The organism is Mucilaginibacter litoreus (assembly GCF_042676805.1).
GTDB classification, from domain to species: Bacteria; Bacteroidota; Bacteroidia; order Sphingobacteriales; family Sphingobacteriaceae; genus Mucilaginibacter; species Mucilaginibacter litoreus.
This window is the reverse complement of record NZ_JBHTHZ010000014.1, coordinates 505,370-524,372: the sequence shown is the minus strand read 5'-3', so window position 1 is coordinate 524,372 and position 19,003 is coordinate 505,370. Positions and strand designations below refer to the sequence as shown.

Here is a 19,003-nt window from a genome sequence, read left to right as displayed (position 1 = left end):
GCAAGTTATCAGGAAACGTTACGCGGTAAAAGCATCAAGCGCATTTTCGATGCGTATGACCGTTTCACTTTCGCCCAGTAATTTAGCGATATCAAATACATGAGGGCCAAATTTACCGCCCACGAGCATTATACGGAAAGGCAGCATCACGTCGCCTGGCTTCAGGGCTTTTTGTTCGGCAAGCGCCTTAAACCTTACCTCTAACTCAGCCGCATTGTAAGTTTCGGCACCACTTAATATCGATATAAACTCTTTAAAAAAAGCTGTTTTGGCCTCGTTCCATTTGGGCTTTACCGCGTTAAGATCGTATTCGGCTGGCTGTTTAAAAAAGTAGGATGACTGCTGTACAAAATCGCCAAGCAGCGTACATCTATCTTTTACCAGGTCTATCACTTTAAGCAGATAGGATTCATCTGTTATAGCAATACCGGCGTCCTTCAGGGCCTGAGCTACATTAAGCTTTAGGGTTTCGGCAGATGAGCGTTTGATCCATTCGGCATTGAACCATTTGGCTTTTTCAAAATCAAACTTCGCCCCGGCTTTGCTAACGCGGTCGATTGAAAACTTTTCGATCAGTTCATCAAGCGAAAAGATTTCCTGGTCGGTGCCGTCATTCCAGCCTAACAGCGCCAGCAGGTTTAAAAACGCCTCCGGCAAAAATCCAAGCTCACGAAAGCCTGGTGTTAACTCGTTACTTTTTGCATCAAACCAGTTCATGGCATATACCGGGAACCCTAAACGGGCGCCATCACGTTTGCTTAATTTGCCATGTCCATCGGGTTTTAAGATCAACGGTAAATGGGCCCATTCCGGCATATCGGCTTTCCAGCCTAAAACCTCCCATAAACGGATATGAACAGGCGCGCTTGGCAGCCATTCTTCACCCCTGAAAGCATGGGTTATCTTCATCAAATAATCATCAACCACAACAGCCAGATGATAAGTTGGCATGCCATCGGCTTTCAATAACACTTTGTCATCAACCACGTTGCTGTCAAAAGTAACACGGCCGCGAATCATGTCGTCAAAAGCAATGGTTTCATCTTCCGGCATTTTTATGCGGATAACATGCGGAGTACCATTATGCAGCAATTGTTCTACCTCATGCAATGGCAGGCTTAGTGAGTTTCGCATTTCATGCCTGTAAGCATGGCTGTACTGAAAGTTTGGCACATCTTTTCTTTTCTGCTCCAATTCTGCAGCAGTGTCAAAGGCGTAATAAGCATAACCTTGTTCCACAAGCCTTTCTGCATACTCGCGGTAAAGCGGTTTACGTTCGCTTTGGCGGTAGGGTGCAAATGGGCCGCCTTTATCCGGGCTTTCGTTGGGTGTTAAGCCGCACCAGACAAGGCAATCGCTGATATATTGCTCAGCACCTTCAACATACCGGGTTTGGTCGGTATCTTCAATACGCAGAACAAAATCACCATTATTTTTCTTCGCGAAAAGATAATTAAACAATACTGTACGCACACCACCCAGGTGTAAGCCACCTGTTGGGCTGGGCGCAAAACGTACTCTCACTTTTTTTTCTGACATGATGAGGAAATTAATCCTTGTGTTAAGGATATAACGTTATTGCTGTATGTTTATATAGAGAGGATCTCTACAATTTTTAAAAGATTAGGGTTGATCTCTTCCACATGTTTGCACGCATGCTCAAATGGGGTGTAGTTAATTTCACTATGAACAATCCCTATCATCTCATTGCGGCGGCCGTCGCGCAAGGCTTCAACCGCGGCAACACCCATACGGCTGGCCAGCACCCTATCCATACATGAAGGGCGGCCGCCACGTTGTATGTGGCCTAAAATAGAAACCCGGGTATCATAATGCGGAAAACGCTCTTTGACCTGGCGGCCAATCTCAAACGCGCCACCTGCATCATCACCCTCGGCAACTATTACAATCTTAGAAAGCTTGTCTTTACGACCGGTTTCTAAGCGCTCACAAAGCGCGCCGATGTTGGTTTCAGTTTCCGGGATAACTATAGCCTCGGCACCTGAAGCAATACCTGTACGCAAAGCGATAAGCCCTGAGTCGCGCCCCATTACTTCGATAATAAATACACGGTCGTGCGACTCTGCAGTATCCCTGATCTTATCAACAGCGTCAATAACCGTATTGATAGCGGTATCATAACCAATTGTAAAATCGGTACCTACAAGGTCGTTATCTATAGTGCCCGGAAGGCCTATAACAGGTATATCATACTCATTCCCAAAAATGCGGGCACCGGTAAAAGTGCCATCACCACCTATAGCAACAAGTGCATCAACACCATGAGTTTTTAATTGATCGTAGGCTAATTTACGTCCTTCAGGTGTTCTGAATTGTTCGCTGCGGGCGGTTTTTAAAATAGTGCCCCCGCGCTGAATTATATTAGCGACAGATTTGCGGTCCATAGCAAACAATTCGCCGTTTATCATACCTTCATATCCACGGCGGATACCGGTAACTTCTATACCATAGTAATAAGCAGAACGAACAACCGCACGAATAGCGGCATTCATTCCCGGCGCGTCGCCGCCGGATGTAAAAAGTCCTATATTTTTTATTTGCGTCATTTTTTAAAGGGCGCTATAAGTTCATAAGTGTGCGGGATTCTCTATCAATCACATGTATTAAATGTGGCTTTGTAAAGTTTCCGCGAAGTTACATTATTTTTTTACTTAGTGCTATTTTTATAGGCAGCTATTCCACTGTCTAAAAATTTAATAAACTCTGATATGTTTGAGTTTGCACCTTGCGGAGGGACAAGCGTTTCGCCCTTTTCGTTTATGATAACGTAATAGGGTTGAGCATTTGAATTATATTTACTTATCTCAAAATCAAGCCATTTTCCGCCAATAGTAGTGATTTTCTTGCCTGATACTGTTGATATGAATTGTTCGTTTTGGGGCAACTCTGTTTTATCGTCAATAACCAGTTGCAGCATCACAAACTCGTTTTGCAGGCGCTTAAACACCTCCGGGTCTGGAAATACGTTTTGTTCCATTTGCCTGCAGTTTACGCAATTCCATCCTGTAAAATCAATCATTATAGGCTTATGCAGTTGTTTTGATACTTCCACCGCCTGGTCATAATCATACCAGTCGTCAATGCCTTTTACCTTTGGCAGGCGCTTAAATATTTCTTCGTACTTTTTTTCACCTACAGTGGCAGTATTCGTACCTGCAGATACTGTGGTTGTTGAAACACCTCCTGCCGAAAGATCAAAATCCTGTGTACTTAAAGGTGGCAGCAATGCACTGATGGATTTTAATGGCGCTCCCCACAACCCAGGTATCATATAAACTGTGAAGGCAAATGCCGCCATTGCAAAGAAAGTACGCGTAACAGTAAGATGACTAACATCGCTATCATGAGAAAATTTAATCTTCCCTATAAGGTATAAACTCATTAACAAGCCTATTGCTATCCAAATGGATAATACCACTTCGCGGTCAATTATATTCCAGTGGTAAGCCAGGTCTACGTTTGATAAAAATTTTAAAGCAAATGCAATTTCAATAAAGCCTAAGATAACCTTAACGCTATTTAACCAGCCGCCAGATTTTGGTAAACTTTTTAACGCAGATGGAAACATTGCAAAAATTGTGAAAGGAAGCGCTATGGCCAGGGCAAAACCAAACATCAATATGGCAGGGCCAAGGCGCTCGCCTTTGATAAAGGCATTTGCTAACACTCCGCCAATAGCGGGGCCTGTACATGAAAAGGATACCACTACTAAAGTGGCAGCCATAAAAAATATTCCCGCAAACCCTCCTTTATCTGAGTTTGCATCAAGCTTATTAGCTAATGAACTTGGTAGCGTTATTTCAAAGGCACCAAGAAACGATGCACCAAAAACCAACAGCATCAAAAAGAAAAAGAAATTAAATATTCCGTTAGTGGCAAGCCCGTTTAATGCGGCGGGGCCAAAAACAATTGTGATCAGCAAGCCAAAAAAAACATAAATAAATATGATGGAGAGGCCATATAAACATGATTGCCAGATAGCGTTTGCGCGCGTTCCGCCTCTTTTTGTAAAAAAGCTTACTGTTAAGGGCAACATCGGATATACGCATGGCAATAAAAAGGCAGCAAATCCGCCCAAAAAGCCGATAATGAATAGTTGCCAAAGACTGGCGTTGCTGTCTTTTGAATTGCCAACTGCTTTATTTAAAGCAACCTTAGTTTTACTAACAGAATCCGCCTTTATTTTTGCTATTGAGTCGGTTTTAGCTTTTTGAGCCGCCAATTGCTGACTTGCCGATGGTGCTTCTGTAAACTCTACATCGCCGGTTGATATGGTATCAGCCGAGGGTTGCATAGCCTTTGCCTGTGGCACAAACAGCCACGAAGCAATAATCAACAGTAAAACAGAAATAGATCGGAACAAGAGGCCGCGGCCTTTAACTGGTGTCATTTATGCAGAATAAGATACTTATTTTATGGCTACGCTAAATTCAACCTCATCTGGCGGAAGGCACTTAGAATCATTACAGGTCATGAACTCTACCTTACCTTTAACTAAGGTAGCTTTGGCTGATTTAAGTTTTACTTTTTGCTGAAATATAACTGCGTTCTCAAAGTATCCTACATTCATATTAAATACCTTTTCAAACTTGGTGATGGGTTTTGGCTCAGAGGGTTTACCAGTAACTGTAAAATCTTTTGAGGGAGTAAACGTAAATTCGGTTTTAACCGGGCCGCCTTCTTTAACCGTTTGCGAATAAATATGCCATCCTGGATCGATGGTAGCCTTAGCCAGCACAACCGCTTCTGTAGCGCTGATCTTTTTGGCGGCAAAAGCCCAGGTTACGTGTGTTTCTATTTGTGCTTTTGCCCCTATAGTTATAAAAAGAGCGGTTAATGCTAAAAATAATTTTTTCATTTTAATCATCTAAAAATTCAATTTCCTTTAAATTATAGGTGTATTCCTGTCCGTCATGTTCAACCATCAGCAAACCGCCTGGCTGCACATTTTTTATAATACCTTCAAACTTCTTTTCATTAGACTTATACCAGTGCCTTTCGTTTAAACGATATAGTCGGCTAATATATAAATCCCTTACAAACTGTAATTTGCCGGCTTTAAGCTGCAGGTAATATGCCTCAATGCGGTTGCAAATTTCGGCTAATATATATTGTAAATCATAATCCTTCTGTAATATCTTTTTCAGAGATGTTGCATTTACCGCCCCGGGATGAAAATTTTCCTGATTAATGTTAATACCAATACCAACTACCGCATGCTTTATCTGCGCCCCCTGCAATATATTTTCAATAAGCATGCCTCCAAGCTTTTTATCCTGGTAGTAAACATCATTGGGCCATTTTATTTTAAGGCTGTCACGCAACAGGGGGTATAAAGCGTCATATACACCCATACTCACGGCACGGGTCAGGTCAAATTGTTGTTGCGCCGATAAAAACGTTGGGTTAAGCAAAATGCTAAAAGTTAAATTTTTACCGGGTTCTGCATGCCAGGTATTTTCTCGCTGTCCGCGGCCCGCATATTGGTCTTCTGCCATAATGACCGTTCCCTCTGGTAATGGCTTGGAATTTGACAAAGAATTTTTGAGAAAAGTATTTGTAGAGTCAACTTCTTTCAGGACGACTAAATTTTGTCCAACAAATAATCCTGAAAATATGTTATTTTGCAACGTATAATATTATTAAACTTAAAATCGTTCAAAACTAAATCTTTTTAATGGTAAAAAGTAAAGTGATAAATGAATCCGCTTACATTTCTGAGCTGGCTATACACGGCATGCAGGAGAAAAAGGGGAATGATCTGGTAAGGCTTGATCTTAGAAATATAAATAGTTCGGTAGCAGATTACTTTGTAGTTTGCCATGCCGATTCTACCACGCAGGTAAAGGCAATTGCAAACAGTGTTGAAGAAGAAATTTATAAAGCGCTTAATCTTGAGCCCTGGCGCAAAGAAGGGCTTGAGTATGGCGAGTGGATTTTGCTTGATTATGTAGATGTGGTTATCCACATTTTCCGGACAGATAAACGCGAATTTTATGGCGTTGAGGAATTATGGGGCGATGCTGAAATTAAAAGCTATAAAAGCGCTTAAACAAAGCTCAAAAGAGTACCCTGTTGTAAATTATTGAATTAGCTTATTGAGCTTCACCAAGAAGAAATGGAAATAAAAGATAAAAGATCCGATGGTCCTAAGCCTTTACGTAAGGCTCCAAATAAAAAACAAACGCCAAAGCCCCCTAAATTTAATTTAATGTGGCTATATGCCGTTTTAATTATTGGTTTACTGGTAATCCCTACCTTATGGGCTGGCAATAACGGTAAACAAATAGATTTTCAAACCTTTAACAATACAATGTTAAAGGCGCATGACGTTGATCATATAGTAGCCTATAAAAGCGGCGACCTGGTAATGGCCGAGGTTTACATTAAAAAAGACAGCCTTAGCAAACCTAAATATGCCGATGTAAACAAACCACAACGCGGCCTTAGCATGAGTAATGATGGCCCGCAGTTTTATTTTACCGATGCCAGCTACGAAAGTTTAAAACAATCTTTAACTGCAGCAGAAAAAGATCTGCCAGACACTGAAAAAACTCCTGTTAAATATGAGCAGGGTAAAGAAAACCTGTTAAGCAATTGGTTAGTGCAGTGTATAATTATGGCGGTATTGCTTGTTGGCGTATGGCTGTTTATAATGCGCCGCATGAGCGGCGGTACAGGCGGTGGCCCGGGCGGACAGATCTTTAACATCGGCAAATCAAAAGCTACCTTGTTTGATAAAGAGGCTCAGGTAAGCGTTACCTTTAATGATGTTGCCGGCCTTGAAGAGGCTAAGCAGGAAGTTATGGAAATTGTGGATTTTCTGAAAAATCCAAAAAAATACACCAACCTGGGTGGTAAAATACCTAAAGGCGCCCTTTTAGTAGGATCGCCGGGTACCGGTAAAACCCTGCTGGCAAAAGCTGTTGCCGGAGAAGCACAGGTACCTTTCTTCTCTCTTTCAGGCTCCGACTTTGTGGAGATGTTTGTGGGTGTGGGTGCATCCCGTGTGCGCGACTTGTTCCGCCAGGCAAAAGATAAGGCCCCTTGTATTATTTTTATTGATGAGATTGATGCTATAGGCCGTGCCCGTGGCAAAAACAACATTGTAGGTGGCAATGACGAGCGTGAGAATACGCTTAACCAGCTATTGGTAGAAATGGATGGTTTTGGTACAGACTCGGGCATTATTATTCTTGCAGCTACCAACCGCCCGGATGTTTTAGACTCGGCGCTATTACGCCCGGGCCGTTTTGACCGCCAGGTATCTATTGATAAACCCGATCTGGTTGGCCGCGAACAGATATTTAAAGTACACTTAAAACCTGTAAAACTGGCAGATGGCGTTGACGCTAAAAAATTATCTGCACAAACCCCGGGTTTTGCAGGTGCCGAAATTGCCAATGTTTGTAACGAGGCCGCACTTATTGCCGCCCGTAAAAACAAAGAGGCTGTAGATATGCAGGATTTTCAGGATGCTATAGACCGTGTTATAGGTGGTTTAGAGAAAAAGAATAAAATCATTTCTCCTGAAGAAAAACGCATTGTTGCCTATCACGAGGCCGGCCATGCTATTGCAGGCTGGTTTTTAGAACATGCCGATCCATTGGTGAAAGTTTCAATTGTTCCTCGTGGGGTAGCAGCATTAGGCTACGCGCAATATTTACCAAAAGAGCAGTTTTTATATACAACCGAGCAACTGCTTGATGGGATGCGCATGACAATGGGGGGCCGCGTTGCAGAGGATATTACATTTGGCAAGATATCCACAGGTGCGCAGAATGACCTTGAGCGTATAACTAAGCTGGCTTATGCCATGGTTACCATTTATGGCATGAACGACAAGGTAGGCAATGTATCTTTTAATGATACCCAGGGAGAGTATCAGTTCAATAAGCCATACTCAGAAAAAACATCCGAGCTGATTGATAACGAAGTGAGGTCGCTGATCAATGATGTTTACCAAAGCACCAAACAATTATTAACAGAGAAACGCGAAGGGCTGGAAAAACTGGCCAATAAACTCATTGAAAAGGAAATTCTCTTCCAATCGGACCTGGAGGAAATCTTAGGAAAACGCCCGTTTGATAACCGCACAACTTACGATGAGTTTGTGAATGGGCCGGGCGAGTCGGATCAGGACCCTGCAGCCCAGGGATTGGTTCATGAAGGTGTTGTTGATCACTCGGGCACTTTCAACCGCAATCCGGAAGAAACAGATACTGTAAAAGAATAACTTTTAAGATTAAAGTATAAAGTCGTAAGTCTGATAAAGGCTTGCGACTTTATACTTTAATCTTTTTACTTTCGATTTGATATGAGGGACATCACTACATCTAAAGAAAAGCTTTTAAAAAAAGTGCGTAAGGCGCTTTTAGAAAAACGTGATAATCCGTATCCCAATCTGGAAGATATGCCAATGTATCCTCCCTCGGATGAGCTCCCGGAAGTGATGTTTGCCGAGAACTTTGGGAATGCAAGCGGGCAGTTTGTTTTTTGCGAGGACGAGGTACAATTCATAGAGAACCTGCTTGAGCTGGCCGAGGAGCGTAAATGGCATAAGATTTATTGCTGGGAACAACCCCTGCAGGACTTACTGAAACTTTATGAGTACCCATTTTTTGAAACTGATAAAGATTTTGAACAGGCAGAAGTTGGCTTTACGCTTTGTGAAGCTTTAATAGCACGTAGTGGTACTATCCTGTTATCAAATGCCAATGCAGCCGGCCGCAGGCTAAGCATTTATCCTCCGGTGCATATTGTTTTGGCTTACACGTCGCAAATTGTACCTGATTTTAAAGATGGGTTTAGGCTGTTAAAAGAAAAGTACGGCAAAAATATACCATCCATGATAACCCATGTTACCGGCCCCAGCCGCACGGCCGATATTGAAAAAACGCTGGTTTTGGGTGCGCACGGCCCCAAAGAGCTTTTTGTATTTTTACTTGACGGCTGATGTATTCACGATAATAATTTTAAAAAAAACGACGTATGTAATACATACGCCGTTACGGTTGTGATAAGGTTTAGGTTTAGATTTTAATATTTACCGGAACCTGTTATGGTTACGTTTTCCTCCTCGATGGGATCATAAAGGTTGATCGAGAAATTAAAAGAATTGCTGCTGGTTTTAGTTACCGTACCAGATGTGGAGTAATACACGTTATTGCCTGAATAAATTGTACATATAGCATATAAACTGGATGAGAAAGCTACATCCTCATCATCAAAATTAACAACCTGGGTTGTACCGCTGCTCCCTTTTGGCATATTGTACATAGCGAAAACAGCTGTGCCGGATGATGTGGTTATCAGCACATCTATATTACCGCTTACGCCGCTGGTGGCAGGTATAGAAGTACAGATCCCGCTGTACTCGTTACCCTTTAATTTGAAGGATCCTTTACCCGGATCGTTACCTCCGTCATCGCTGCTGTCTTTTTTACATGCACCCAGAAATAATACAGCCAAAACAATAGCGAAGGCTTTAATAAACGCGTTACGTTTAAGTGTTTTCATTTGTGTGATTTAGTTTAAGGTTTGTTAAAAGTAATATGTATTTAATTATTTAAGCTTAGTATTGTAATATCAGTTACCTGTTGGGCATAATGCCTGATATCCAATATTTAATATATATTTTACAAGCTTTTTTACTATCCATTTAATAATTATACCACCTGGAATAATACTTGCTATTGCTTCCAAAATTTTGTCTATAATATCAGATGCGGTAGAATCTGCCGCTAAAAAGCCGCATATAAATTTCCGTATCCTTTCAAAGATAGTTTCGCCCATATTAGCGGCTTTGTATGCAAGCGATTCCATTTGATAAAGTCCCTTCTCCTGGGCATCTGCCTGTACATAATAATCCGCCAGGTCTGACTCAAGCTCCTGTTGTTCAGGCACAGCTATAGTGTCTAATCCTGTAAGTAATTCTTGTTTTAATGCTGCAATTTGAGCTTCGCTCAATTGCTGAAGGTTTTCGTCGTATAATAACATGGCCTTGTTTTCTGTTGCCTACTCTTATCCGTTTTCGGCTTTCCCGGTAATTATAACACAACAAAATTGGCGCATTCTATAAGCAACACAAACAGGCCATTCGCCCTAAATATATCTGTAAAATAGCGTGTAAAACACCGTGTTTTCACGGTCTGTTTAATATCATACCGGGCATATCTTAGCCATTGATTACAAGTATTTACGGCTTAATTATTAATGCTTATATTTATCATAAATAATATTTAACCTTAACCTTATTACAATGAAAAAAAACCTATGGATTATTATCGCCGTTGTCTCGGCGTGTTTGTTTGCTTTTACCGGCTGTAAAAAAGATAAAGATGATTCCTCGCCCAATGCCTCTAAAAGCAAAATTGTTGGCAAATGGTATTACGACAGAAGCATTGAGCGGGATAAAGATGACAACGAAACAGATACCGAGGTATTTACAGATGGCGAATACCTGATGTTTAACGAAGACGGTACGGCATACGACAGTTTTGATGGCGATTATGCCAGTTGGCGTGTATCAGATAATCAGCTGATTTTGACAGTGGCTGGCGATCAGGCCGTGCTCGAGATCAAAAAACTTACAAACAATCAGTTAGTACTATATCACAATAGCTCGGAAAGTGAGGGGACTTTATATTTAAAACGATAATTAATAAATAACCCTAATAATTAACTACTAAGCCCTTAACCACATGAAAACGATTTATGCAATGGCCAGCGCAATGCTGTTTTTTGCCGCCAGTACCGGCTGCGGTGACAATGGAAAAAAAGCATCATCTGCTACAGACACTACAACAACGGCTGGAGCCCGATCAACTGCTACTGTTCACAAAAAAACGCTTAACGGAGTTGACCAGCAAACTGCCGGGCAGATGATCAGAAACTTCGAACAGCAAATGACTACCCTGCAACAAGCGCCAATCACATTCTTTATTAATAAAGACATGGTTGCAAAAATTGTAAAGGTATTAGATGCCGACGCAGCAAGCACACCTGCCGGATCACCAAAGCCAGACGGTGTAAGAGTTTATTTTGCAAAAAAATCGGCAGCAGAGCCTTTAACCTTATTAATAATTGCGACAAGGGAGTTCAAATCAGCCGCACAACCAGATAAAACCCATGATGATTATTATGAGCACTCATCGGCAGCGGCAGATGTACTTTTTAACCCGCAGCAAACAAAACTTGAAATAAAAGCGACATATAACGACCCTGGAGCAACGCTGTTTAAACGGTGCACTACCTGCACAGATGACACATCTTGCGGAGAGGATGCTCATTATCTGAGAAGAAAGGATGCTGAAGACATGGTAGCAAATTATACCGCTCATCCTTTTAATACCCGCGCGGAGTGGTTTGATACCGAAATGCTAAGAGATATGGTAAAAGATCAGCAATGCGATGGCATACGTGTGTATTTAGCGCGCCACTTACCAAATGATCAGGTTGCAAGGAACAGAAACAGAGATACCTTTATTTTAACCACTACAAAACTGGTAACGCCAGGGAATTATTATGAAGATTACTTTGACTGCCATACGCTGAAAAACTTTGTTAAAAAATATGAGGATAAGATTGGCCATGGTATGTTCCCGCCTCCTTTTGATAACGGAGAACTATGCCCAACCAACTGTAACTAATTAAAAATGCTGTTCTACTTTACGATAAATACTATTGTTGAGCTGCTATGTCTGATCATGGCCATTGGTTGCCTGTACAGGCAACCAGATACCGTGTGGAAAAACATGATTTTTTTCATGCTGGTTATTGTGGTTGCTGAGTTTACAGGCAGGCACGTAAAACGTATTTATCTGCAGGATGTGCAGCATAATTTAAGTAATGCCTGGGTATATAATGTGCTTTTAATTGCCCAGGCATTATTTTTCTCTGTTCAATTTAAATATCTTATAGGCAAGCATAAGGCAGCGACTTATGTAATAGGCTGCGGGCTTGCACTTATTGCGGTATTATACGGCTTTGAGCTGCATAAACATGGCTTTTATGTATTTAATAATGATACTTACACAGTGCTGTTGGTAATGCTTATTTGCTACAGCTTATATTACTATTACCTGCTGCTTAAAGATGAAGATTACATTGAGCTAAAAACATCTGCTGGCTTTTGGTGGGTTACAGGCATATTATTTTTTTGCTTTGGTACAATAATATCCACGTTATTCAGAGATAAGTTATCCGCTATATTGGTTACATCTCATAATCCTTTAACTTATTATATTTATAATGCGCTGAACGTTATTTTATACGGGTGCTGGAGTTATTCATTTTTATGTAAGAGATGGCAAACACCGATATTAAAGAGCTCATACTGATAGCAACCTTTATTTTTTTATTAGCGCCGGCATTTATTGTGCTTTATGTAAACCTGTATAATCAGCGCAAAAAAAGGCATATAGAAGAGAAGGCTTTGCTCGAATCAAAATATCAGCAAGAGCTTTTAAAAGCACGTACGGAGATCCAGGAGGAAACCCTTACGCATATCAGCCGCGAGATACACGACAACATCACCCAGGTGCTGTCATTCGTTAAGCTAAACCTGGCCTTACCGGCCAAATCCACCAAGCAGCAAACCGAACAACGGATTGAAGAAAGCCGTGCATTGGTAGCCCAGGTAATAACAGATCTGCGCGACCTTTCAAAGAGTTTAAGCCTTGAGCATATCATGCATTTGGGCCTGGTAAAAACTATTGAGCTTGAGGCCGAGCGGATCAATAAAATCGGCATCATCAATGTAGATATTTCTGTGGGGGGCGATGCCCATAGTTTAGGCGAACAACGCGAACTGGTTCTGTTCCGTATTTTCCAGGAAGCTTTAAATAATGCTTTTAAACATTCGCATGCAACAGACCTGAAAATACGTTTGGATTATTTTGACCATTTGTTTAATTTAACCATCCAAGACAACGGGGTTGGTTTTTATGCCGGTGCACTTCCTAATAGTGGATCGGGCCTTAAAAATATAGTGAACAGGGCTGCCTTGATCGGTGCCGAAGCTGCAATTGAAAGCTCGCCGGGAGAGGGTTGTTTTATAAAAGTAACTATTGATCCGCTTACCAGGTTTACCCATGCCCACGGAAGTTAAAATTGCCCTTGTTGATGACCATCGTCTTTTCAGAAGCGGTATGGTTTCGCTGATAGGAAATCTTTCCGGATATAAGATCCTTTTTGAAGCCGCTAACGGCGAAGAACTCACGCGTAAATTATCTCCAAAATTTAAACCGGACATTATTTTACTGGATATAAATATGCCGGTAATGGATGGTGTAAATACAGCACAGTGGCTGCAAAAAACCTATCCCGAAATTAATATCATTATACTTTCGATGTTTGAAGATGCCGAGAAGGTACTTACAATGGTGAGATTAGGCGTTAAAGGCTATTTGCTTAAAGATGCCGAACCGCAGGAATTTGAGCAGGCGCTAAAAAAAGTGTCTCAAGGTGAGCTATATTATCCTGAGTTTGTAATGCGGCACCTTGTACATAATTTCAATAAAAATGCAGAAGCTGTTAAGCTGAACAGCCGCGAAATTGAATTTTTAAAACTTGTTGGAACAGAACTTACTTACAAGGAGATTGCCGATCAGATGTGCATAAGCGCCCGAACCGTTGATGGCTATCGCGATCAGCTTTTTGAAAAACTGCAAATAAAAAGCAGGGTCGGCCTGGTTTTGTATGCCATAAAAAACAATTATATACAGTTGTAATTTGCTAAAAATATTAGCAAATTTGCTGTATGGCACATGAGGATAATCCGGAGTTTTTTAAGGGCAGAGGGGCACAGGTAAACACACATAACAGGTTTCTGCAAAATAAATATGTTACCGAGCACATAGAAGGGCTTGATGAACAATTGCTTGAAAATACCCGCACACAACTTTTTGAGGAGAGCCCGAAAAAGATAGTAAGCGAATCTAACAGTCCAGACCTTAGCCATTTTGTATCCATTAACCCTTACCAGGGATGTGAACATGGTTGTATCTACTGTTATGCCCGCAATAGTCATGAGTACTACGGCTTTAGTGCCGGGCTTGATTTTGAGCGGAAAATAATTGTAAAACGTAATGCGGCCGAGCTGCTTGAAAAACACTTCAATAAAAAAGGCTACAAGCCAGTGCCTATTGTATTATCCGGAAATACAGATTGTTACCAACCTATTGAGCGCAAATTAAAGATAACACGATCATTGCTTGAAGTTTTTCATCGTTACCGTAACCCGGTCAGTATCATCACAAAAAACAACGTAATACTGCGGGATATTGATATTTTAAGCGAAATGGCCCAATTGCGGCTTGCGCACGTAAATATTTCCATCACATCACTTAACGAATCGTTAAGGCAAAAGCTGGAACCCCGCACAGTAACCGGCATGAGCCGCCTGGGCGTTATACAAAAATTATCTGAAAAAGGCATTCCGTGCAGGGTAATGGTTGCGCCAATTATCCCGGGTTTAAACAGTAATGAGATACTCGATATTATTAAGGCCGCTGCAGATAGGGGGGCTGTTTCTGCTGGGTTTACTATTGTAAGGTTAAACGGCGCTATTGCCGAAATATTTACCGACTGGATTCATAAAGCTTTTCCGGATAGTGCTGAAAAAGTACTTAACATGATCAAATCCTGCCATGGCGGCAACTTAAACGATAGTGATTTTGGCAGGCGGATGAGTGGCGACGGACATATAGCCAGTTCAATTCATCAATTGTACCGCATGGCTTGTGTGCGCTTTTTAGCAGGCAGAGATATGCCGGAATATGATTTGAGCCTATTCACACCAAAGGGTGGCAAACAAACTGCTTTGTTTTAACTTGTTGTTACATCCTTAATCTTAAGGATACCGACCGCCCTAAAGCCTGAATAAGATCAGCGTCGAGCTGCAGGTCGCCATCTTTTAGCTTCCAAACTGCATTTTCTTTCGCAAGTATAACTTTTTCTCCATTGAGCATCAGTTCAAGCTCGGTGGTATTTTTGTTTATTAAGTTGCTGTTTATTATCTGATAAACGTAATCCTGTTCGTTAAATGTCATCCTCAGCGGCAGTCCCATATCTCTGTAATTCTCTTTGTAAAGATAACAGCCGGCGCGGATTGAAAAAGTTTTATTTTAAAATTAAAAGTGGGTTAATGCTGACGCTGAAATCGACATAATAAATATGGCTTTACATGGTTGATATCACTTTAAACAGTATATTTATTAAAAAAACTAAAAAATGGAAGTGACAACGGTACTTGGCTATATTCTGTTATTTTTTCTGATCATTGTTATTTTTTCCTCTTTCGTTACCGTAAAGCAAGGTACAATTGTGGTAATAACCGTATTTGGCAAATATCGCCGTATACTTACGCCAGGCCTTAATTTCAAGATCCCGTTAATAGAAAACATTTATTCAAAAATATCCATACAAAACCGCTCGGTAGAACTGGAGTTCCAGGCCGTTACTTACGATCAGGCCAATGTTTACTTTAAAGCCATGCTGCTATATTCGGTATTGAACCAGGCAGAAGAAACCATAAAAAACGTTGCCTTTAAATTTGTTGACGAACGGAACTTGATGCAGGCGTTGATACGTACCGTAGAAGGATCGATACGTGCTTTTGTAGCTACAAAAAAACAAAGCGAAGTACTTATACTACGCAGGGATATCGTAGAACACGTAAAAGAACAATTAGATGCTATACTGGAAAGTTGGGGCTATCATCTGCAGGACCTGCAGCTTAACGATATCACGTTTGATGATGTGATCATGAAATCAATGAGCCAGGTTGTAGCATCAAATAACCTTAAAGCGGCTGCCGAAAACGAAGGACAGGCATTATTGATCACCAAAACTAAAGCGGCCGAAGCAGATGGAAACGCAATCAAGATATCGGCAGAGGCCGAGCGCCAGGCTGCGCAACTGCGCGGGCAGGGTATCGCCCTCTTCCGTGAGGAGGTGGCAAAGGGTATGACTATGGCCGCCAAAGAGATGCAAACGGCTAACATGGATACCTCTGTGATACTATTTACCATGTGGACAGAATCTATCAAGCACTTTTCTGAAAACTCCAAAGGAAACGTTATCTTCCTGGATGGCTCGAGCGATGCCATGCAACGTACCATGAAAGAAATGATGAGCTTAAACCTTCTGCATACAGACGCAGTCAAAAAGTAAAGTTTTACTTTACTAAGGTTTAGATGATTTATAAGATTTTTCGGACAATTAGCCTGATTGCCTTACTGTGCTTTACAACTAATTTGATATCGGCGCAACCGCATCTAAGATTAACGGAGGCTGATTTTTTAGGAACGCCAAAGCCAAACGGCCGTGGTGTTGTAGCCTATACTAACTGTACTATTGATTTTAAGTTTCAGGCGAGTCGTCGCGGCGGCGATTATCTGCTGCACTTCAACGTACGGTTATTTATGAACAAAGACAGATCGTGGATTGACCGTAGCCGCATTGTTAATGCTTCGCAAATGGCAGAAATATTGAAACACGAACAAGGGCATTACACCATAGCCTATCTGGAACAGCAGGAAGTGCTGCGAATCATGAGTCAAACACGGTTCAGCGCTAATTACCAGGCCGAGGCTATGAATATCTTTAACAGTATCGACAATAAATATAAGCAGCTAAACCGCGACTACGACGAAGATACCGCCCACATGGTTAACCGCCAGCAACAACATAGCTGGGATATTTATTTTGCCAAACGGCTGCAGTTTATGCCGCAGGAAAGCGCAAGTTTATAACAAAGGAGGGGAGGGTTTATCACCCTCCCCTCCTTTGTTACATGTCCATCATGCTATGGTTCATCTTCTTTCTTCCACCCATTTGCATAAGAGCAGGCGTTATGCGCAGGTAAATCTCAAAGCCGAGTGGCGCAGTGCCATATAACGGCTTTAATGCTTGTGGCGAGAAGTTAAGTGTGCCCTGTAGGCCTGCTGTAAAGTTGGTATGCTTAACGGTAGTAAGGATGCGGTTAACGCCAAGTGTAAGAGCATTAATGTTAAAGTTTGGATTAGTTGGAAACATTGCCTCCAGATCTAACTCGCCTGCATCCTTTTGCACAAACTCATACCGGCCATAAACCGCAGTTTTATTTAACTGCAAGCTGTTTTCTAACAACACAGCGGGTTGGGTCTGTCCATGATGCCTGTTTTGGCCATACACAAGGGTTGTTGCGATATAACTGTTGCTGCCCAGCATTTTGGTATGTATGGCTGATGCTGTAAACCTGTTAACATTTTCGTCCGGCTCGGCTTCCTCCGGGCTATGCAGCCAGCCATTTGACACCTGCAAAGCCCATTCTTTTGAAGGGTTTACAGATAGACGAACGGAATAAGAATCAAATTTTGACTTATCAAAATCATAACGATGTTCGTCAGGTTCTCTTCCGGTGAAAACAGAACCTTCCAGTTTTACATTTTTATACCTGAAACCAAGCGTTGCCGTACCAAATGTAATGTGGGTAGCATCGGCATAATGATGGCTTAAAGGAGCGTCAGGCGTATTCATGGCAGATAAACGGTGCATAAATACCGGTGGCCCGAGCGCCGGTTCGCCGGGCATACCTACACTTAAATATACATCCGTGTTTTTTGCTATGCGCTGGGTATAAGCAAGGCTTAGTTCGGCAAACAGGTCGTGCGGGTGTTGTTTATCTACAAGTTTTCGGCCTTTATATGATTCTCCTGTTTGGTACAAAAGCGGATAACCGCCGGCACCAACCGTAAAAGGATCAAAAGAAAGCATGGTGTTTATGGCAAATAAACCGTTAGTGCCAACTTTGCGCTGGGCCATATACATAAACCAGTTTGGCGCGTCAAATTTGTTAGCGCCTCGGCTGCCTTTGTTAAACAGATCCTGACTATTGTAGCGGGCGAAAACGCTTCCATGAAACATGTGCATCCATTTTTTACCGTGTACCATATACATATACATGGGCGTTTCATCAGGTACCCATGATGTTCCGGAACCATCACGGTTCATCGGGAGATCACGCGAAAATTGGCTGCTCATCATTGGTTCCCTGCTGGTGTCCTGATGCATTTCTGCCATCATTTTAGCGTGATTATGCTTCATAGGCATCCTGGCTGCAGTGTCAGTTTGAGCTGATGATACAGTCGCTATTGAAACTGTAAATATTATCAGAAGAAGTTTTTTCATAATTCAAAAAAGTTATACTCAAAACGCAGTAGATACATGTTTGCACTGTTGCGCTGCATTTTATTGTAGAGTGGGGTACGGTAAGAAAAATCTATGCGACAGGTACTGTTAATGATCAATTGCAACGCAGGTGCCACATCAAGGTAACTTTGGTTATATCCCGGATTGGATTTACCTAACAGCTCGGCATATATATTTAAGTTAAGTTGTTCATAGCTTCTGTAGGCTTTAGGTAATAGCAGGTACCCGGCAGATAAAGTGTATGCAAGCGATTCTCTCGATCCGGTGATTGCACCTCTGTCATTGGCGCTGTTAAGCCCACGCAGGTAACTTGCCGAACCCGATACGGCCAGCTTATGTATCAGTTGTGTAAATACAATGCCACCCTGCAAGCCGGAATTATCTCCTTCTAAAGCAATTTCCTGCATCCCATATGGATTACGACTGACAGCAGCCTTGGCAAATACAGATCCCCTGAAATGTTTCTGAACACTGTCAACCGATAGAAAGCGGTATTTAGCATAAATACTGCCACCTTCAAAGCGTTGCTGTGGTTGATAAAAATCAGAAAGATAAGCCGAACCGTGCACCATCACTTTTCCGGATACACCATACATTGCCTCTAAAGTTGTACGATTTTTATACGATGGCGAAAAGAACCCCTGGTTCTCCAATCGTACCCCGAGCGAGTGCGCGGCCATATTGCTGGCAGGTTCTGTATTTACATACAGTTCCTGGCCAACAGCAAAGCAGGCGCATGCCATAAGGCATAAAGCCAATATTATTGCCCTCATTATTAAAAAATAAA

The 19,003-nt window shown here is 41.8% G+C and carries 21 protein-coding genes; 11 read left to right on the top strand and 10 right to left on the bottom strand.

The window, feature by feature from the left end; translation table 11 throughout:
• Positions 1-18 precede the first annotated feature (18 nt).
• The 5 genes from gltX to ACFQZX_RS18145 all read right to left on the bottom strand — a co-directional run bounded on the left by gltX (position 19) and on the right by ACFQZX_RS18145 (position 5,651).
• Positions 19-1,539 carry a glutamate--tRNA ligase gene (gltX, locus tag ACFQZX_RS18165; RefSeq protein ID WP_377118070.1) on the bottom strand — a complete coding sequence of 507 codons (1,521 nt, stop codon included), beginning with the start codon at positions 1,537-1,539 and terminating at the stop codon, positions 19-21.
• A gap of 50 nt (positions 1,540-1,589) precedes the next feature.
• The gene (gene pfkA, locus ACFQZX_RS18160; protein WP_377118068.1) at positions 1,590-2,567 is read right to left on the bottom strand and encodes a 6-phosphofructokinase; all 978 of its coding nucleotides are present in this window, start codon (positions 2,565-2,567) and stop codon (positions 1,590-1,592) included.
• Positions 2,568-2,668: 101 nt separating this feature from the next.
• Positions 2,669-4,411 (bottom strand): protein-disulfide reductase DsbD family protein, encoded by a 1,743-nt coding sequence (locus ACFQZX_RS18155; protein ID WP_377118066.1) that lies wholly within the window; start codon positions 4,409-4,411, stop codon positions 2,669-2,671.
• 18 nt (positions 4,412-4,429) lie between these two features.
• On the bottom strand, positions 4,430-4,879 hold the full coding sequence (locus tag ACFQZX_RS18150; RefSeq protein ID WP_377118064.1) for a protein-disulfide reductase DsbD N-terminal domain-containing protein: 450 nt from the start codon (positions 4,877-4,879) through the stop codon (positions 4,430-4,432).
• Between the two features lies 1 nt (position 4,880).
• Entirely contained in the window at positions 4,881-5,651 is a 771-nt protein-coding gene (locus ACFQZX_RS18145; protein ID WP_377118062.1) for a biotin--[acetyl-CoA-carboxylase] ligase, read from the bottom strand.
• Positions 5,652-5,698: 47 nt separating this feature from the next.
• Here ACFQZX_RS18145 and rsfS point away from each other — a divergent pair, with 47 nt between their 5' ends.
• The 3 genes from rsfS to ACFQZX_RS18130 all read left to right on the top strand — a co-directional run bounded on the left by rsfS (position 5,699) and on the right by ACFQZX_RS18130 (position 8,977).
• Entirely contained in the window at positions 5,699-6,073 is a 375-nt protein-coding gene (gene rsfS, locus ACFQZX_RS18140) for a ribosome silencing factor (protein WP_377118060.1), read from the top strand.
• Between the two features lie 66 nt (positions 6,074-6,139).
• The gene (ftsH, locus tag ACFQZX_RS18135; protein ID WP_377118058.1) at positions 6,140-8,257 is read left to right on the top strand and encodes an ATP-dependent zinc metalloprotease FtsH; all 2,118 of its coding nucleotides are present in this window, start codon (positions 6,140-6,142) and stop codon (positions 8,255-8,257) included.
• Between the two features lie 81 nt (positions 8,258-8,338).
• Entirely contained in the window at positions 8,339-8,977 is a 639-nt protein-coding gene (locus ACFQZX_RS18130) for a LutC/YkgG family protein (protein ID WP_377118056.1), read from the top strand.
• An 83-nt stretch (positions 8,978-9,060) separates the two neighbouring features.
• On the opposite strand, the gene ACFQZX_RS18125 is transcribed toward ACFQZX_RS18130, so the two are convergent.
• Positions 9,061-9,540: a hypothetical protein gene (locus tag ACFQZX_RS18125; protein ID WP_377118054.1), complete on the bottom strand. Its 480-nt coding sequence runs from the start codon at positions 9,538-9,540 to the stop codon at positions 9,061-9,063.
• Between the two features lie 69 nt (positions 9,541-9,609).
• Positions 9,610-10,020: a hypothetical protein gene (locus tag ACFQZX_RS18120; RefSeq protein WP_377118052.1), complete on the bottom strand. Its 411-nt coding sequence runs from the start codon at positions 10,018-10,020 to the stop codon at positions 9,610-9,612.
• 262 nt (positions 10,021-10,282) lie between these two features.
• On the opposite strand from ACFQZX_RS18120, the gene ACFQZX_RS18115 reads away from it, so the two are divergent.
• From ACFQZX_RS18115 to ACFQZX_RS18090, 6 genes are read left to right on the top strand one after another with little or no spacing between them, the layout of a single operon-like run.
• Positions 10,283-10,681, top strand: coding sequence for a lipocalin-like domain-containing protein (locus tag ACFQZX_RS18115; RefSeq protein WP_377118050.1), 399 nt, complete (start codon positions 10,283-10,285; stop codon positions 10,679-10,681).
• 43 nt (positions 10,682-10,724) lie between these two features.
• Positions 10,725-11,672 (top strand): hypothetical protein, encoded by a 948-nt coding sequence (locus tag ACFQZX_RS18110; protein WP_377118048.1) that lies wholly within the window; start codon positions 10,725-10,727, stop codon positions 11,670-11,672.
• Between the two features lie 6 nt (positions 11,673-11,678).
• A complete protein-coding gene (locus ACFQZX_RS18105; RefSeq protein ID WP_377118046.1) occupies positions 11,679-12,362 on the top strand; it encodes a hypothetical protein in 684 nt (227 codons plus the stop codon).
• Entirely contained in the window at positions 12,329-13,132 is an 804-nt protein-coding gene (locus ACFQZX_RS18100) for a sensor histidine kinase (protein ID WP_377118044.1), read from the top strand. Before ACFQZX_RS18105 ends, ACFQZX_RS18100 begins: the two co-directional genes overlap by 34 nt.
• Positions 13,116-13,754 carry a response regulator transcription factor gene (locus ACFQZX_RS18095; RefSeq protein ID WP_377118042.1) on the top strand — a complete coding sequence of 213 codons (639 nt, stop codon included), beginning with the start codon at positions 13,116-13,118 and terminating at the stop codon, positions 13,752-13,754. Before ACFQZX_RS18100 ends, ACFQZX_RS18095 begins: the two co-directional genes overlap by 17 nt.
• A gap of 29 nt (positions 13,755-13,783) precedes the next feature.
• A complete protein-coding gene (locus ACFQZX_RS18090) occupies positions 13,784-14,854 on the top strand; it encodes a PA0069 family radical SAM protein (RefSeq protein ID WP_377118040.1) in 1,071 nt (356 codons plus the stop codon).
• 7 nt (positions 14,855-14,861) lie between these two features.
• Here ACFQZX_RS18090 and ACFQZX_RS18085 read toward each other — a convergent pair whose 3' ends face one another.
• Positions 14,862-15,074, bottom strand: coding sequence for a hypothetical protein (locus tag ACFQZX_RS18085; RefSeq protein ID WP_377118038.1), 213 nt, complete (start codon positions 15,072-15,074; stop codon positions 14,862-14,864).
• 181 nt (positions 15,075-15,255) lie between these two features.
• On the opposite strand from ACFQZX_RS18085, the gene ACFQZX_RS18080 reads away from it, so the two are divergent.
• Together ACFQZX_RS18080 and ACFQZX_RS18075 are read left to right on the top strand one after the other, a co-directional pair.
• A complete protein-coding gene (locus ACFQZX_RS18080; protein WP_377118036.1) occupies positions 15,256-16,197 on the top strand; it encodes an SPFH domain-containing protein in 942 nt (313 codons plus the stop codon).
• Between the two features lie 23 nt (positions 16,198-16,220).
• Positions 16,221-16,778 carry a DUF922 domain-containing protein gene (locus ACFQZX_RS18075; protein ID WP_377118034.1) on the top strand — a complete coding sequence of 186 codons (558 nt, stop codon included), beginning with the start codon at positions 16,221-16,223 and terminating at the stop codon, positions 16,776-16,778.
• Between the two features lie 37 nt (positions 16,779-16,815).
• Here ACFQZX_RS18075 and ACFQZX_RS18070 read toward each other — a convergent pair whose 3' ends face one another.
• Complete coding sequence (locus tag ACFQZX_RS18070) at positions 16,816-18,195, bottom strand: hypothetical protein (protein WP_377118032.1); 1,380 nt, start codon at positions 18,193-18,195, stop codon at positions 16,816-16,818.
• Positions 18,192-18,989 (bottom strand): hypothetical protein, encoded by a 798-nt coding sequence (locus ACFQZX_RS18065; RefSeq protein ID WP_377118030.1) that lies wholly within the window; start codon positions 18,987-18,989, stop codon positions 18,192-18,194. Before ACFQZX_RS18065 ends, ACFQZX_RS18070 begins: the two co-directional genes overlap by 4 nt.
• Positions 18,990-19,003: the final 14 nt, after the last annotated feature.